The organism is Bacteroides sp. Marseille-P3684 (assembly GCF_900291465.1).
Taxonomy (GTDB): domain Bacteria; phylum Bacteroidota; class Bacteroidia; order Bacteroidales; family Bacteroidaceae; genus Phocaeicola_A.
Genome location: NZ_LT985808.1, coordinates 420,871 through 437,581, shown reverse-complemented (window position 1 = coordinate 437,581; position 16,711 = coordinate 420,871). Strand labels below are relative to the sequence as shown.

At 60.7% G+C, this 16,711-nt stretch carries 10 protein-coding genes; 8 read left to right on the top strand and 2 right to left on the bottom strand.

Features of this window, described 5'->3' with window-relative positions; all coding sequences use genetic code 11:
• Positions 1–6: 6 nt before the first annotated feature.
• The 5 genes from C8275_RS01780 to C8275_RS01760 all read left to right on the top strand — a co-directional run bounded on the left by C8275_RS01780 (position 7) and on the right by C8275_RS01760 (position 8,864).
• Positions 7–3,636 carry a SusC/RagA family TonB-linked outer membrane protein gene (locus C8275_RS01780; RefSeq protein WP_106483845.1) on the top strand — a complete coding sequence of 1,210 codons (3,630 nt, stop codon included), beginning with the start codon at positions 7–9 and terminating at the stop codon, positions 3,634–3,636.
• A gap of 11 nt (positions 3,637–3,647) precedes the next feature.
• On the top strand, positions 3,648–5,225 hold the full coding sequence (locus tag C8275_RS01775) for a RagB/SusD family nutrient uptake outer membrane protein (protein WP_106483844.1): 1,578 nt from the start codon (positions 3,648–3,650) through the stop codon (positions 5,223–5,225).
• 27 nt (positions 5,226–5,252) lie between these two features.
• A complete protein-coding gene (locus tag C8275_RS01770) occupies positions 5,253–6,296 on the top strand; it encodes a hypothetical protein (RefSeq protein WP_157948126.1) in 1,044 nt (347 codons plus the stop codon).
• A gap of 38 nt (positions 6,297–6,334) precedes the next feature.
• Entirely contained in the window at positions 6,335–7,315 is a 981-nt protein-coding gene (locus C8275_RS14555) for an FISUMP domain-containing protein (protein ID WP_157948125.1), read from the top strand.
• A 76-nt stretch (positions 7,316–7,391) separates the two neighbouring features.
• Positions 7,392–8,864: a thioredoxin family protein gene (locus tag C8275_RS01760; RefSeq protein ID WP_199881839.1), complete on the top strand. Its 1,473-nt coding sequence runs from the start codon at positions 7,392–7,394 to the stop codon at positions 8,862–8,864.
• An 87-nt stretch (positions 8,865–8,951) separates the two neighbouring features.
• Here the strand turns inward: C8275_RS01760 and C8275_RS01755 are convergent, their stop codons facing one another.
• Positions 8,952–9,461 (bottom strand): RNA polymerase sigma factor, encoded by a 510-nt coding sequence (locus C8275_RS01755; RefSeq protein ID WP_106483841.1) that lies wholly within the window; start codon positions 9,459–9,461, stop codon positions 8,952–8,954.
• Positions 9,462–9,921: 460 nt separating this feature from the next.
• On the opposite strand from C8275_RS01755, the gene pelA reads away from it, so the two are divergent.
• From pelA to C8275_RS01740, 3 genes are all read left to right on the top strand, one after another.
• The gene (gene pelA, locus C8275_RS01750; protein WP_106483840.1) at positions 9,922–12,060 is read left to right on the top strand and encodes a pectate lyase; all 2,139 of its coding nucleotides are present in this window, start codon (positions 9,922–9,924) and stop codon (positions 12,058–12,060) included.
• 101 nt (positions 12,061–12,161) lie between these two features.
• On the top strand, positions 12,162–14,234 hold the full coding sequence (locus C8275_RS01745; protein ID WP_106483839.1) for an RNA degradosome polyphosphate kinase: 2,073 nt from the start codon (positions 12,162–12,164) through the stop codon (positions 14,232–14,234).
• Positions 14,231–15,190, top strand: coding sequence for an exopolyphosphatase (locus C8275_RS01740; RefSeq protein ID WP_106483838.1), 960 nt, complete (start codon positions 14,231–14,233; stop codon positions 15,188–15,190). Before C8275_RS01745 ends, C8275_RS01740 begins: the two co-directional genes overlap by 4 nt.
• 80 nt (positions 15,191–15,270) lie before the next feature.
• Here the strand turns inward: C8275_RS01740 and C8275_RS01735 are convergent, their stop codons facing one another.
• A complete protein-coding gene (locus C8275_RS01735; RefSeq protein WP_106483837.1) occupies positions 15,271–16,578 on the bottom strand; it encodes a glycoside hydrolase family 3 C-terminal domain-containing protein in 1,308 nt (435 codons plus the stop codon).
• Positions 16,579–16,711: the final 133 nt, after the last annotated feature.

Here is a 16,711-nt window from a genome sequence, read left to right as displayed (position 1 = left end):
TAGCTTATGAAAAAACAATCATTGGTTCTCCGGAGAGAGGCGGGGAGGCTCCGCCTGTGGCGCCCCCTCGGTGTGGGGTTGTTGTTCCTCTGTCTCTGTCCGGCTGTCTACGGCGGGACGCTCGACCGTAAGGTGACGGTCCGTCTGAAGAAGGTCTCCCTGCAGGAAGCCATCGCGGCAATCATGCAGCAGAGCGATTACGGCATCTCGTACAATGTCGACGAGATTTCGGACATCGACGGTGTGTCGCTCACCGTGCGCGACGTCTCGCTGGAAGAGGCGCTGCGGAAGTGTCTGGAGCCGTATGGGTTCACGTTTACCGTCCACGGACAGACCGTCGTCATCCAGTCCCTCCCGCAGCAGGAACGCCGCGTGACGGGTACGGTGGTTGATGCGTCCGGAGAGCCGCTTGCGGGCGTGAGCATCCTCGTCCGGGCAGGCAGCAAGAAGGAGGCGGCACGCGGCATCACTGACATCGATGGCCGGTTTAACTTGCGCGTGTCGGGCAGCGGGAAGATCAGCCTGACGGTACGCTTCATCGGATTCGAGGAGCAGACGGTCGACGACACGGGGAAGCCCCTGCGCATCGTGCTTCAGGAGGACACCCAGAAGCTGAACGAGATCGTGAAGATAGGTTATTACGACCAGAGCCGTGGTAACCTGACGGGCTCCGTCACCTCGGTGATGATGGACGACATCCTGGAGCCGAACATGACCACCATTGACCAGGCATTGGAAGGGCGTATCCCCGACCTCATGTTCACCCAGAACTCGGGTGAGGTGGGAGCGACCGCCCGTCTGCGTGTGCGTGGAACATCGACCCTTGTGGGCAACCGCGAGCCGTTGTGGGTGCTCGACGGATTTGTCCTTCAGGACCCGGTCGACGTGAGCACCGAGCAGCTCAATGACCCGGACTACATCAACTATGTGGGCAATGCCATCGCGGGCATCAACCCGCAGGACATCGAGCGTATCGACGTCCTGAAGGATGCGTCCGCCACGGCGCTCTATGGTACACGTGCGTCGAACGGCGTCATCGTCGTCACCACGAAGAAGGGTCGCCCCGGACCGCCCACAATCACTTATGCCAACAACACCAAGCTGACCCGTCGTCCGCGCTACTCGGACAGCAACATCAACCTGATGAACTCGCAGGAGCGCATGCAGTTCGGCAAGGACCTGACAGACCTGCACTACGTCTTCCCCTCGGGCATGCCGATGGTGGGATACGAAGGCGCCTACTACCGCTACCAGACGGGGCAGCTTTCCTACGATGAGTTCCTCGCCGAGTGCTCCCGCTATGAGACGACGAACACGGACTGGTTCAAGCTGCTCACCCAGGATGCCTGGACGCAGCAACACACCCTGAGCATCTCGGGCGGTAGCGAGTCGACACGCTACTATGCGTCGTTGGGCTACACGAGCGAGACCGGTGTCATCAAGACGGAGTTTGTCGACCGCTATACGGCCTCGATGAACGTCATGACGAACATTACCCGCAACCTGATGGCGAACATTCGCCTCAACGGTAACATCCAGAAGAAGAACCACCTTCCGTCGGCTGTCTCCGTGCTGGACTACGCCTACAACACCACCCGCGCCCTGCCGGCATACAACGACGACGGCTCGCTCTACTACTACCAGACGCACGGTTACTCGGTGGGCGATTCGCAGAAGACTTATAACCAGTACAACTACAACATCATCAACGAGATGAACAACACCTCGGACGACTACTCGGGCAACACCTTCATGGCAAGTGCCGACCTGACGTACAAGGTGAAGGACCTCCTCGACTTGACTGCCGCCGCCTCCTACTCGCGCAGCTCGACCCTCCAGACCACTTGGTTCGGTGAGAAGACCAACTACGTCGCCATCCTGAAGAACGGGGAGGCGGACGAGATGCCCATCCCAGGCGAGACCGGCGTCTGCGAGCTGCCTTACGGCGGCGTCTACAATACGACGAACACCATCAACGAGAGCTTCACGGGCCGTCTGCAGGCGAACCTCCACTGGTCGTTCGGTAGCGACAGCCAGCACCTCCTGACCTCCACGGCGGGTTACGAGGTTAACATGGTCCGTACCGACGGTATCTCCGACCAGACCCGCGGTTACTACAAGGACCGCGGCATGAAGTATGTCACGATGGACAGCGAGTCGCTCGATGACTTCCCCTACTACAAGAACTGGCTGGCCGCCGGTCACCGCTCGCTCACTGCCGGAAAGACCAATCAGTTGAGCGGTTACCTCACCGCCGCCTATTCGTATGCCGACTACTTCACGGTCAGCCTGAGCGGACGTTTCGACGCCTCGAACAAGTTCGGCAGCCGGAGCAACGAGAAGTTCCTCCCCGTGTGGTCCGTGTCGGGACGGTGGAACATCAAGGAGACGCTCTTTCCCAAGGCCGACCGGCTGGGCGAACTGAGCATGCGTCTCTCCTACGGAAAGACCGGTAACATGCTCGATGGCGAGACGCCCAACCTGCTCATCCAGCAAGGCACGATGGACGCGTTCTACGGCGAGAACGTCTCGACCGTAGCCAGCCTCCCTAACCCGAACCTGCGCTGGGAGCAGACCGACCAGTATAATGTGGGCGTGGACTTGAACCTCTTTGACGGGCGTCTGCTCCTTTCTTCCGACTTTTGGTACAAGTATACCACCGATGCCTTCGCCAGCGTCAACGTGGCGCTCGTCAACGGTGTGTCAAGCTACCGGATGAACAACGGCGACATCAAGAACAAGGGCTTCTCCTTCTCCCTCTCGGGTTATCCCATACGCACACGAGACTGGAAGCTCTATCTCTCGACGAATTACTCCTATGCCAGCAACACGGTGCAAACCAACACCAGTGAGACGTACACCCTGGAGAACTATCTCAACGGTACGGCCATCATGGACGGCAGACCCATCGGTACCTTCTACTCCTACGAGTACCTCGGGCTGAACCCCAACAACGGTGTGCCCATGTTCGACGACTACGAAGATCGTCAGCACCTGCTCGCCGGCAAGACGCTCGCCGAGGTTGTGCCCATGGTGATGGTGGAGAGCGGCAACCGTGACCCGGACTTCACCGGCTCGCTCTATGCCACCCTGACGTGGAAGCAACTCTCGCTGAACACGAACTTCAACTACCGCATCGGCTCGAAGATGCGCCTGTTCAAGCTCTACAGTCCGGTCATCCGCGGCGTGTCGTCCGACAAGAACGTGCGCAAGGAGTTCATCAACCGCTGGCAGAAGCCGGGCGATGAGAAGTACACCGACATCCCCGCCCTCATCAGTCCGGGTGACCCGTCCTATACTGCTTATTTCTCACACTGGTCAAGCGGCGTGTCGGCTTCGCAGAGCAAGGTGCCGACGTTCGCCTACAGTCTGTGGGACATGTACGACTACTCCAACCTGCGTGTCGTGCCGGGAGACTACCTGCGTCTGAGCAACCTGACGCTCTCGTACAACTTCACGCCCCAGCAGCTGACGGGCACGTTCCTGAAGTCGCTCCGTCTAAGCTTCAACGTGACGAACGTGTTCACCATCGCGTCGAGCAAGCTCGATGGACAGGACCCCACGCAAACGAGCTTTGAGGGCGTCAACCTTTCCGTCCGTCCCGCTTACACCTTTGGACTGAATGTTTCATTTTAAACGATTCGACAATGAAGAAACTATACCAATTCATACCGGGTGTGCTGCTGGCACTGGGCAGCACCTCGTGCAGCGACTTCCTCGAAGCCTACTCACAAGACATGGTCATACCCAGCACGGTGACCGACCTCGACGAGGTGCTCCTGGGCAGTGTGTACATACCGAGCCAGGAAATCGGTGTCGGACCGTCGGGCATGCGTTCCTGCGGCTTCTTCAACATCCTCGACGATGACGTGAACACCGGCCTGGGCGATCCCAACGGAGACAACACGTCCAATGTCAACGGATGGCGCAACTGCCTCTCCTCCATTTACGGTTACTTTGCTTGGCAGCTGGACGTCGGCACGAACTATAACAGTACGAGCGTGGCATCCGACGTGGCTACGTGGAGCGACCTCTATGCGCGCATCAACTACGTGAACGTCATCCTCGACGAAATCACCCAGCTCCCCCATGAGACGGAGGACGACCAGGCGGCATACCTGCGGGTACAGGGCGAGGCACACTTCCTGCGCGGATGGTTCTACTTCGTCCTCGCCAATCTCTACGGCGACGCCTATGCGCCTGCCACTGCCGCCGAGAAGCTCTGCGTGCCCCTGAAGCTTACCCCGTACGTGGAGCACGACAAGGACAAGCCTACCCAGTTTCAGCGCGCCACGGTGAAGGAGGTCTATGACCAGATTGTCGCCGACCTGCTGATTGCCGAGGACTACCTGACCCAGAGCCCGCAGAAGGCCGACCACCGCCTCTACCGTGCGTCGTTGGACGCCGTCGAGCTGTTGCTGAGCCGCGTCTACCTCTACATGCAGGACTACGCCCAGGCAGAGCTGAAGGCAGAGGCTGTGATGGAGAGCGACTATGTCCGCCTCGCGCCGTTGTCGGCGCTGAGCAGCACGGCGCCCTTCCTGACCAACACGAACCCCGAACTGATATTCTCGCAGGGCTCCAACAACCTCGCCCCGACGGGCATATTCACCGGGATGGCGGGAGACTTCTGCGTCACCCGCGAGCTGCGCGACCTCTATGATGAGAACGACCGCCGGGGCGACTGCTTCTTCGGCATCTCGTCGAACGACAGCATTTCGCTGGCTTACAAGTACCAGCGAGGCACCCTGCGTTCGCGCGTGTCGGACGTGTTTACCCTCCGTATGGCGGAAGCGTACCTCAACAAGGCGGAAGCCTGCGCCATGAGCGGCAAGGATGCCGAGGCGCTGGAGGCACTCAACGCACTCCGTGCCAACCGCATCGACGGCTATGCCGACGTCTCCTGTTCGGGCGAGGAGCTGGTGAACGAGATACGCACCGAGCGCCGCAAGGAGCTTTGCTTCGAGGGACACCGGTGGTTCGACCTGCGCCGCTACGCCGTGTGTGAGAAGTATCCCTACAAGCGGTCGATTCTCCACGTGTTCAATGCCATCGGCGACAACACGCCCTACCTCTATACGGAGTACTTCCGGCTGTTGCCCGACGACCCTGCCTACACCTTCTCCCTGCCGACGAGCGTCCTGGAGTTTGACAAGGTGCCGATGGAGAACAATCCGCGGGAGGACCGTCCGCCGCTCGACAGCTCGTCCACCCCTACCGAATAACCCCCAACCAACATTAGCGTGAGACTTATGAAACACTTGACCCTTATATTACTGGCTGCCGCCACGCTGCTGACGGCCGCTTGCGATGACAGCGAGAAGCTGGAGAACCGCATCGACTTCTCCTCTCCTTATGCCATCGAGGACAGCGACGACCCCATCCAGCACCGTCGCTACGAGTTGTTCCGCGACTACGGCGTGTCGGTCTTCTTCAACGACACGGTGTCCAGCTCCTATGTGGGCGATGACTTTGCGGGCGACCCCATTTACCGTTACGAGACAATCGACCTTAACTGGGAGTTCTCCTCCCAGTCCTACGGCTCCATCAAGTACGAGTTCGACTACCTGACGACCCCCGAGGAGCAGAACCGTGCCCTGGACTTCGTCGACCAGTTCTTGAGCAAGGCGACCGGCGCGATGCGTCCCTTCTGCATGTTCCTCACCAGTCAGGTGACCGTGTGGAACCTCTCGCAGGAGACCTACGAAAGGCCCGACTACCTGACGAACTTCCGTACGCTGGTCGTGGCAGGAGTCGAGGACTATGCTGCCGAACAGATGGACTCGCTCAGCACGACCATCCTGCGCAGCATGGTGAAGAGCCGTGTGCAGCAGGATGCCAACCTCGTGGCACGCTTCGGCTCCGTCTCCAGTACCGAGAACTACTATGGCCGTCCGTGGGTGACCAACGGAGCGAACGACGGACTGGGCTGCACCTGCCGCTGGCTCACCGCCTACGACGGGTACTACCAGCTCGACGTGAACAACTGCTTCACCCAGACGACCATCGACCGCATCATGTCCATAGGCATCTTCGCTACGATGGAAGCCTACGAGGAGGTGCGTGCCGAGCTGATTGCCGACATCGGACGATTCGGCTTCATCAGCGGCTACTCGCGTTCGTCGAAGACACAGTCGCCCGAGGATGTCTCCACTGACCTGGGCTACTACATTGACACCTTGCTCGCCATCGGCAAGGAGGAGTTCGTCAACCGTTACGGGGGCAGCGAACTGGTGATGGAGAAGTACAACATGCTGGTCGAATACATCGAGGGCGAGCTGGGTGTCGCCATCTGATGGCTGATGTGTAACCAAACAAGTAAAGGATTAGGATTATGATGAAACTACATAAACTGGCAGGCCTGTTGCTCCTTGTCGTGTGCGCGGCCTGCAGCGAGGACACAGTAACGGCGGACCCCATCGACCTGTCGCAGGTCGGGGCTGCCGACGACTTCACCGACGCCCGCGACGGACATGTCTACAAGTGCGTCCGCATTGGCGACCAGATATGGATGGCAGAGAACCTTGCCTACTTCCTCCCCATGGGTGCCGAGGACGGATGCTACACCTACGGGCAGGACATCTATGACGGGGCTTCCGCCGATCTGCCCGGCAACATCTGGGGCGAAGTGGCGCGGAAGCTGCTCGCCGACTGGACCGACCGGCTCGACGAGTCCGCCCGGTCGACCATCGACATGTACATCGGCTACGTCGAAATCGGTCTTCCCGAGAGCATTGCCGTGAACGGCATCCGGAACGCGAGTGCCGAGTTCTATGCCGAGCTGGAAGTGAAGCTGGCACAGGAGCGTCCCCGGCAGGCGATGCTGGCTGCCGAGGAGGAGAACGGAGGCTACTCCGAACGCTACGGCTTCCTCTACTCCCTCGACGGCGCACGGGCTGCCGTGCCTGAAGGCTGGCGTCTGCCGACCGACGAAGACTGGCTGAAGCTGGAGGCCGTGCTGGGCATGGCGGAAGGCGAGCGCGAGAAGATGAACGCATGGCGCGGGACGTCCGCCGGAGACTATCTCAAGGCGGGCGGGGAGAGCGGCTTCGAAGCCCTCTTTGCCGGATGCGACGCCTACGAGTCGTCGGCGAACACGATGGACTACATCAACGAGTCACGGTGCGGATATTTCTGGTGCGACGAGGAGCGCATGGTCGAGGGCCTGAACGGCTCGAGTGCCGCCCTGGTCTCAGAGGGAGTCATCCGCATGGTGGCCATCTACTCGTCAGGCATCTGGCGCGGAACGACACGGCTGGACAATGTCTTCCGCCCCGTGCTGTACAGTGTGCGCTGCGTGAAGGATGCCCGCTGAGGCTCCTGCCGCACACCGATGCTTATTCCGACATAAAAACTGCTTAACAAATCTTTTAAAGAAAGGAAACCTTCGTATGAAAACATTGAAACGAATCGCCGGATGCCTGCTCCTGCTCTGCCTGGGGATGGCTGCCGGACACGCACAGACGGGCAAGAGCGTCTATGGCGACCAGGTGAAAGCCGATGTGAAGATGAACTATGTTTACGACTTCGACGAGGCGCTCCGCCTGGCGCGCGAGCAGAACAAGCCGGTCTTCTTCAACTGCTTTGTCGACTGGGCAGTGCCCTGCCACGGCATGAACAAGTATGTCTTTAGTGACCAGGCGTTCTGCGACTTCATGAACAAGACTTTCGTCAATCTCTGGATGGACATGACCACGGCCAAGGGCAACGAACTCGCCCTCAAGTACCGGGTACGGACCTATGCCCACTACCTCGTGCTCGATGCCGACGGCAACGTCATCCACCGCATCGTCGGCGGCTCGAAACTCCCCGACTTCCGCAACCAGGTGGAGATGGCACTGTCCGACAGCACTTCGTTGAGCGGGACGGCACGCCGCTATGCCGCCGGCGACCACTCGCGCAGCAGCCTCTACCACTACGTGAAGGCACTCCGCCTGGCGGACGAGGATTCGCTCTTCACGGTCGTCGGTCAGGAGTACCTGAAGCTGCTCCGGCCCGCCGACCTGGCGAAGAAGGACAACTGGATGCTGGCACGCCTTGCCATCCCCGACCGCAACTGTGACAACTACCGTTACCTCGTCGCCCACAAGCAGCTCTTTGACGACAGCATCGGTGCCCGCACCATCGACAACTTCCTGGAGTCGCTCGTCTGCCGCGAGGTCATGCAGTACGCCATGGGCAGTGTCACCTTCGACGAGGCGGGACTCGACTCCCTCCGTCGGGTGATGGACGAGGCGCAACTGTCCGACACCTGTGTCAGCCGGACGTTCTACGACATTGCCAAGCTGCGCGGGGCAAAGGATTACCGGGGCTTGCTGGACTACCTGCAGACCTACGGACACCGCCTGCTCATTTACCGCGCCAACCTGGAGCTGAGCCTCGACTTCTCCGACATGAACGCGGAGGACAAGGCGTCACTGGTCGCCTACCTGAAGGAGGCAGCGGTGCGCGAAGGCAATACGTCAGCGGGCAAGAGCCTCGCCTCGTTTGCTACCCTGCTGGAGAAGGGGGAGGGCATCGACTTTGACCACGGACCCTTCAGCGAAGTTCTGGCACGCGCCAAGCGCGAGGGAAAACTGGTGTTCATGGATTGCTTCACGTCCTGGTGCGGACCGTGCCGCATGATGGCGAGCGTGGTCTTCCCGCGCAAGGATGTGGGCGATGCGTTCAACCCCCGCTTCGTCTCCTTCAAGTGTGACATGGAGAAGGGCGAGGGCATCGAGCTGGCAAAGAAGTACGGCGTGAAGGTCTACCCCACGCTGCTCGTCCTCGATGCCGACGGCAACCTGCTCCACACCCTCACCGGCGCCCGCTCGCCACAGGAGCTCATCCGGATGGCGGAACAGGTGACGGCAGAGAAGTAAACTGAAAACATCGCCTTGCAGCGTGTGTCCCCCGGAGGGACCCTGCAAGGCGATGTTTCTGTTTCCGCTCCACGGACGGACGTCCGCCTAGACGAAGAGCAGGAGGTAGAGCGTGAAGTTCTTCTTCAGTGCCTTGATGGCGAGGTAGACGTGCGTCTTGACGGTGTTGACCGAGAGCCCCATCTCCGCCGCCACCTCGTCGTAGTGCTTGTTCTCGTAGTAGATTTTGCGGAGGACCTCGTTGCAGCGCGGCGGCAGCTCGCTGACGGCATCGTGTATCTCCTGCAGGCGTTCGAAGTAGGTCAGGGTCTCCTCGATACCGGGGTCTGCGGACGCGGCAGCCTGCGCCTCGGCCAGCTCCACATGCTCGTGCCGGTCGCGCAGGTAGTTGCGTGCGGCGTTGCGGGCGCAGACAAAGAGGTAGGCAGGCGGACTGTCGAGCAACTGCCCCTTCTCCAACAGCCGTACGAACATGTCCTGCACGAGGTCTTCGGCAGTGGGGATGGAGTGTGTATATTGGTTGACAAACAGCACCAGGTGGTTGAAGTGCCGGTTGAAGAGTTCGACGGCTTTTTCTCTGTCAGCGGGAGATAACATGGGGTAAACGGAAATGATACAAATGTTTACAATTGAGTTCCCAAAAGTACGAATTTATTCCATTCTTCCCAAAAACGTCGCGACAAATAGAAATTTGTCTATTTTTATTGAAAAACGTAACTGCTTGTCCGTCAGCACTATGCTGCGAATGGGTCCGTACCGTCGTACGGACGCGTCGCCACGCTCGTACGGACGCGTCCGCACCGCGCTACGGACACGTCCGTACGACGGTAGCGACCTATCGGTAGGGTGTTGTAAACAAAATTCGCAATCCCTCTCCCGGCATAGGGGGTGCCCCGCCGACGGACACGTCCCGCCGGACGGCACGTGGGGCATAAGGATGGCGTCGGGTGAAAAAAACAGCCCCGGTCCATCCGTCCGTCCGCCAGAAAGCAGTACCTTTACACCGGCAACAGACGCAAGCTCTGTATGCAGTAGAAACCTGTAATCGCTCACAGCTATGAAAAAACATCCTGACTTGCGGCGAGGCATCCGTTTCCTTGCCGCCTTCTCCCTGATGGGCTGCCTGCTTCTCCCGGCAACGGCACAACGCCAACGGACGCCCAATCCGCTCCGCCGCACCGATGCGGCTTTCTTCCGGACCGACACCGCCCGTCTCATCGGCGAGCAGGTCCTGCTCTTCCAACGTGTCACGGGCGGCTGGCCCAAGAACATCGACATGGCACGCCGTCTGACCGACGAAGAACGCGCCCGGGTGGAGGCTGACCGCAGTCGGCGCGACGACTCCACCATCGACAACAACGCCACGACGACCCAGATGGACTTCCTTGCCCGGCTTTACCGGCAGACGGGCGACACCCGTTGCCGCGACGCATTCCGCCGGGGCGTCGGCTACCTGCTCTCCGGGCAGTATCCCGGTGGCGGATGGCCGCAGTTCTGGCCCCTGACGCGCGGCTACCAGTTCCACATCACCTACAACGACGATGCCATCGTCAACCTGCTCACACTCTGGCAACACATCCTCCGTGCCGACGCGCCCTATGACGGCGACCTCGTCGACGGGTCCCTGCGGGCGCGCATCGACTCGTCGTTCCACCGCGGCATCGGCTGCATCCTGGACACACAGATTCGGACCGCTGACGGACGTCTCACCGTCTGGTGCCAGCAGCACGACGAGAAGACCCTGCTGCCCACCTCCGCACGCGCCTTTGAGCTGCCCTCCTACTGCTCGCAGGAGAGTGCCGCCATCGTCCGCCTGCTCATGTCCTTGCCCGACCCCGACGAACGGGTGAAGCGTGCCGTCCATGCCGCCATGCGGTGGTTCGACACCTACAAGCTGACGGGGCTGCGCATCGAGCGCCGCTGGGACGGGACTCGCTGGGGAGGCACCCGTCTGCTGGCCGACAGCACCGCCGGTCCGCTCTGGGCACGCTTCTATGACCTCGAACGCTGCGAACCCTTCGTGTGCGACCGCGACGGCATCCCCCGCCGTCACCTCGAAGAGCTGGGCGAGGAGCGGCGCAACGGCTACAGCTGGTACAACGACCGTCCGTCGGAGCTCTATCCGCTCTACGATGCCTGGGCGGACCGCCACGACCCGGCACACAAGGTGCCCGTCAGCCTGACCACCCCGGGAGCGAACGTGAACGGCACCATCGAGCTGTACCGTCGTCCCGAGCCGGACCTCCGGGCGTTTGATGCCGTCGTCCGTCCGGGAGAGAGCATCCAGGCAGCCATCGAGCAGGCACCCGCACATCCCGACCGCCCCTACAAGATACTGCTGACGAAGGGGACGTACCGGCAGAAGGTCATCATCGACCGTCCGAACATCGTCCTCGTCGGTGAGGACCGCGACAGCACCCGCATCATCCTAGCCGAGACGGCGAAGACGCGCACCGTCACCGAGTATCACGGGAAGCCCGTCGGCAACGGGGTCATCGTCCTCCAGGAGGGGGCGGACGACTGTGTCATCAGCGGACTGACGGTCTACAACAACTACGGGACGACCGTGGAGCGCACCACGACCCATCAGATGGCCATCTTCGGACGCGCCACGCGCACCATCGTCATCAACTGCAATGTCTGGGCGGACGGCAACGACGCCCTTTCGCTCTGGGCGCGGGGAGGCGAGGGGATGTACTACCACGCCGACCTCTACCTGCGCTGCCCCGGGGTCGACTTCCTCTGTCCGCGCGGCTGGTGCTACGCCACGCGCTGCCGGTTCGTGGGCGACAGCCGCGCCATGATTTGGCACGACGGACGCGGCGACCGCAGCAAGAAGCTGGTCATCACGAACTCCACCTTCGACGCCCTCTCGCCCACGCCGTTGGGGCGCTATCACCACGACGCACAGTTCGTCCTCGTCAACTGCCGCCTGACGAAGAACGTGCTGGACAGCAACATCGGCTATGCCTATACCGACAAGGTGCTCGACCCCTGCCCCTGGGGACAGCGCACCTACTATGCCAACTGTACCCGTGAGGGCGGGCAGAGCGGCTGGCTCGACGACAACCTCGACAAGGCACCGGGCGCCCCTGCCTTCTATGGCATCACGGCACAATGGACCTTTGGCGGACGCTGGGACCCCGAACGCCGCATCCGTGAGTTGTGGGACGTGCTCGCGTACTCCATCTACTGACGGTACGTACGTCGCAGCCCATTTTCTGTCAAATATTCTCCTTTCTGCAATCGTATTGTAACATAAGTTTCGTTTCTTTGCTCCACACAAACCAATCACTTATGGCACAGAAGAAGAAAGGCTCTCCCTACCTGGAGAGAGACATCAGCTGGATGTATTTCAACGAACGAATCTTGCAGGAAGCCACCCGTCCCCATGTCCCACTGTTGGAGCGGCTCTCGTTCCTGGGCATCTACTCGAACAACCTCGACGAGTTCTTCCGAGTACGCATGGCGAGCCAGAGCCGCATCGCCGAGTGCGCTGACCGTGCAGCCGTCCGTGAGAGCGAACATGCAAAGAAGATTATCAAGCAGATAGGCAAGCTCAACGCCCATTATGCCAAGGCCTATGCCCAGGCGGTGGAGCAGGTCACCGAGGAGCTGAGGCGCGAGAACATCTGTCTCGTCGACGACACCGAGGTGACGCCCGGACAGCTGGACTTCATCCGCAGCTATTTCCGCGAACGGCTCAGCGGCTTCATCGTGCCCGTGTGGTTCTCCGCCATCAAGTGGCTCGACTATGAGAACGACGAGAACATCTATCTCGCCGTGAAGGTCTCGCGCACGGAACCGAAGCCCGTTGCCGACTATGCCTTCCTGGAGGTCCCCGTGGGTCCCTGCGGGCGCTTCGTCCGCCTGCCCGACCATGAGGGGCGCAGCTACCTGATGTATCTCGACGATGTGGTGCGCTGCTGCCTGCCGCTCGTCTTTGAGGGACTGGGCTTCACCTCCTTCGAGGCGTACACGTTCAAGTTCACCCGCGATGCCGAGATGGAGATAGACAACGACCTGCGCACGGGCATCCTCCAGAAGATTTCAAAGGGCGTGAAGAGCCGCAAGCGCGGCGAGCCCCTCCGCGTCCTCTACGACGCACGCATCCCGAAGGACCTGCTCAAGCGCGTCCTCCGCAAGCTCGACCTGGACAGCCTGGACACCGTGCTGGCAAGCGGACGCTACCAGAACCACAAGGACTTCATGCGCTTCCCCGACTGCGGCCGTGCCGACCTGCGCTACCCTACATGGACCCCCATCCTGAAGCGGGAACTGGACGGTCCTGCGAGCCTGCTCGACCGCATCCGGCAGAAGGACCGCTTCATCCACGTCCCCTATCACAACTTCGACTCCTTCATCCGCATCCTTCAGGAGGCAGCCGTGAGCAAGGAGGTGGAGAGCATCAAGATTACGCTTTATCGCCTGGCACGAGAGTCGAAGGTGGTGCGCGCCCTCATCGGGGCAGCCCGTAACGGCAAGAAGGTGACCGTGGTCATCGAGTTGCTGGCACGTTTCGACGAGGCTTCGAACATCAACTGGTCGAAGCGCATGCAGGAGGCGGGCATCAAGGTCATCTTCGGCGTGGAAGGACTGAAGGTGCACTCGAAGATTGTCCACATCGGGATGAAGCACGGGGCGGACATCGCCTGCATCAGTACGGGCAACTTCCATGAAGGCAACGCACGTACATACACCGACTGCATGCTCATGACGGCATCGCGCCGCCTGGTGAAGGATGTCGACAGTGTCTTCGGCTTCATCGAGCGTCCCTACACGCCCGTACGTTTCAAGGAGCTGCTCGTGTCGCCCAACGAGATGAAGAACCGCTTCGTCGCGCTCATAAACAACGAAATCAAGAACCGGAAGAGCGGCAAGCCCGCCTACATAAAGATAAAGATTAACCACATTACCGACCCCGTCATGGTGGAGAAGCTCTACGAGGCGTCGTGCGCAGGGGTTGACATCGACCTGCTCGTACGTGGCAACTGTTCTCTTGTGCCGGGCATTCCCGGGGTAAGCGACCACATCCGCATCGCGGGCATCATTGACCGCTATCTGGAGCATTCGCGCATCTTCGTGTTTGCTGCCGGGGGCGAGGAACGGGTGTTTATCGGGTCCGCTGACTGGATGCCGCGCAACCTCGACAACCGTGTGGAGGTGGTCACACCGGTCTATGACCCGGAGGTGAAGGAAGAGATGAAACGCATCGTCGACTTCGGGTTGCGCGACACGCTCCAGGCGCGCATCGTCGACGGCGAAGGGAAGAACCTGTTCAAGCAGCCTGACGAGGGCGGACAACCCTTCCGCTCGCAGGAAGCCTTGTATGAATATTACCTGAACGAAGAACAAGCAACAGAAGAATGAAGCATACGATAACCTCTGAGACAGTCCCCGCCTGCGGGACCAACTACGCGGCAATCGACATCGGTTCGAATGCCGTGCGACTGCTCATCAAGCATGTGGAGGAGGGGCCAGATGCCCCCGAGATGAGCAAGGAACTCATGGTGCGCGTACCGCTCCGCCTGGGCTTCGACGTGTTTGCCCGCGGAGTCATTTCCGAGCGGAAGGAGAAGGACATGGTGCGCGTGATGAAGGCGTTCCGTCAGCTGATGAAAGTCTATGATGTGGAGGAATACCGTGCCTGCGCCACATCCGCCATGCGTGACGCCAGAAACGGCTCGTCCATCATCCGGCGCATTGCCAGGAAGACGGGCATCCGCGTGGAAATCATCGACGGACAGGAGGAAGCACGCATCATCTACAACAACCACCTGACCTACATGGGCGACCGCAAGGGCAACTATATGTATGTAGACGTAGGCGGCGGCAGCACCGAGATCAACCTCCTCTCCGAGGGCCAGCTGGTGTGCAGCCGTTCCTACAACATCGGTACCGTACGCATCCTCAATGAGGCGGTGGCGGAGAGCGAATGGACCCGCCTGAAGACCGACCTCGCCGCCCTGGCACAGTCGTACAGCGATATCAACATTGTCGGCTCGGGCGGGAACATCAACAAGCTCTACCGGCTGGCAGAGAAGAAGGACAAGCGCGTGCAACGCATGTCGGTCGTCACGCTTCAGGCACTCCACGAGGCGCTCCGTGCCCTCCCGGTGGAGGAACGCATGGCGAAGTACGCTCTCAAGCCCGACCGCGCCGATGTCATCGTGCCGGCAGGCAACATCTTCCTGCTCATTGCCGGCATCGTCTCGGCGGCGTACATCTATGTCCCCGTCATCGGACTGTCGGACGGCATCATCGACGAAATCTACGAGAACCACAAGCTGGAGCGTGAGCGTGCGCTGATGCAGGCGCGTCCGTAGCGCTCCCGTTCCCTTTCTCCATTGAGCTGACGGGCGGACCGGTGGAAGCATCTTCCTTCTCCGGCCCGCCCGTCAGTCTGTCATTTCACTTCGAAGCGTCCCTGCAGACGGATGTCGTCACTGCCTCCACCCACGCGGACGGTGAAGAAGCCCGGTTCGACCGTCCACTGCCCCGAGTGGTCGAGCAGCACCATGTTCCGCTGACGGATGGTGAACTTCACTTCCTTGGTCTGTCCGGGATTGACGTTCGTGCGTTTGCACGCCTCCAGCTTGGGACATTGCAGCGGGACGGAACTCTCCTCATCCTCCAGGTAGACCTGCACGACCTCGGCTCCGGGACGTGTACCGGTATTGGTCACGTTGAAGCGGACGGTCACACTGCCGTCCGGACCGATGGAGGCAGGCTCGATGCGCAGTCCGGTGTAGCGGAAGTCGGCATAGCTCAGTCCGTGTCCGAAGGCGAAGTCGGGGAAGGCGACCGTCAGCTTGCCACCCGGGTTGTAAGCTCCCGTGAGTACGTCGGCGATGGCCTGCATGCCTTCGCGTCCCGGATGCCAGGCTTCGAGGATGGCACTGGCGTCGAGCGCCTTGCCCAAGGCAATCGGACGGCTGTTGAGCAGCACCACGACGACAGGTTTCCCCGTCAGCAGCAGACTGCCCATGCGTCCGCTGTCGATGTCGTCGTCCTCAAAGACAATAATCAGGTCTGCCGTCCGCGTGTCCGTACTGACGGCACAGGGCAGTCCCTGTTGCAGGACGGGCATCATGTCCGCCACCAGTCCGTCGTCGCCCGTGACCCCCACACACTTCACCCACGCCGTGTCGAGCGGCAGGATGTTTCCTGCATTTTTCAGCAGCGTGAGCGATTCATGCGCCACCTGCAAGGCGGTCTTGCGGAATTCGTCGGAGCAGGGTCCCAGGTCTTTGCCGTCCGTGTCCGAAGCCGCTATCTGTGCCGGTGTGGCGATGCCGGCGGCATGTGCTTCGTCGAGCACCCGTTGCCAGGGGCGCACGTAGGATGCTTTCTTCTCTTTCTCTTCGATGCGGATGAACGCCTTCAGTTGTCCGTCGGTCTGTAGCCCCTTGGTCATCTCCACGCCTGTTTCGGCAGTGAGATAGGGACTTTCGCCGTAGGTGTTGAGCAGGGGTGTGTCCGACGAGGGTCCCACGAGGGTCAGGTCGGGCAGTGCCACTTCGCGGACCCCTTCAGCAGCCAGTTGCTTGCCGACGACCAGTCCCGCCTTCTTGGTCAGGCTCCGGTTCCAGGTATGTGCCACGTTGAGGGCGGAAGGGAAGGGTGAACGGAAGGGTGCAGACTCCTGTGCCTGCACGGGGGCGAGTCCTGCCAGCAACGACAGGAAGCCGAGGGTGATCAGTTTGTGTTTCATAGACTAAAAAGGAAAAGTGGAGACGGCGTCACGCCGCCTCCGGTTAAACGGTGCTGCAAAGTACGTAAATAAATTGACAATTGCCAACGGGCAGCCGGCAATTACCCGGCGATGTGGCAGTGTTCCTGCCCCG

Excerpts from the sequence above, each read along its gene's own strand:
- C8275_RS01780 (WP_106483845.1), top strand. The coding sequence starts at position 7 with ATGAAAAAACAATCATTGGTTCTCCGGAGAGAGGCGGGGAGGCTCCGC.
- C8275_RS01775 (WP_106483844.1), top strand. The coding sequence starts at position 3,648 with ATGAAGAAACTATACCAATTCATACCGGGTGTGCTGCTGGCACTGGGC.
- C8275_RS01770 (WP_157948126.1), top strand. The coding sequence starts at position 5,253 with ATGAAACACTTGACCCTTATATTACTGGCTGCCGCCACGCTGCTGACG.
- C8275_RS14555 (WP_157948125.1), top strand. The coding sequence starts at position 6,335 with ATGATGAAACTACATAAACTGGCAGGCCTGTTGCTCCTTGTCGTGTGC.
- C8275_RS01760 (WP_199881839.1), top strand. The coding sequence starts at position 7,392 with ATGAAAACATTGAAACGAATCGCCGGATGCCTGCTCCTGCTCTGCCTG.
- C8275_RS01755 (WP_106483841.1), bottom strand. The coding sequence starts at position 9,461 with ATGTTATCTCCCGCTGACAGAGAAAAAGCCGTCGAACTCTTCAACCGG.
- pelA (WP_106483840.1), top strand. The coding sequence starts at position 9,922 with ATGAAAAAACATCCTGACTTGCGGCGAGGCATCCGTTTCCTTGCCGCC.
- C8275_RS01745 (WP_106483839.1), top strand. The coding sequence starts at position 12,162 with ATGGCACAGAAGAAGAAAGGCTCTCCCTACCTGGAGAGAGACATCAGC.
- C8275_RS01740 (WP_106483838.1), top strand. The coding sequence starts at position 14,231 with ATGAAGCATACGATAACCTCTGAGACAGTCCCCGCCTGCGGGACCAAC.
- C8275_RS01735 (WP_106483837.1), bottom strand. The coding sequence starts at position 16,578 with ATGAAACACAAACTGATCACCCTCGGCTTCCTGTCGTTGCTGGCAGGA.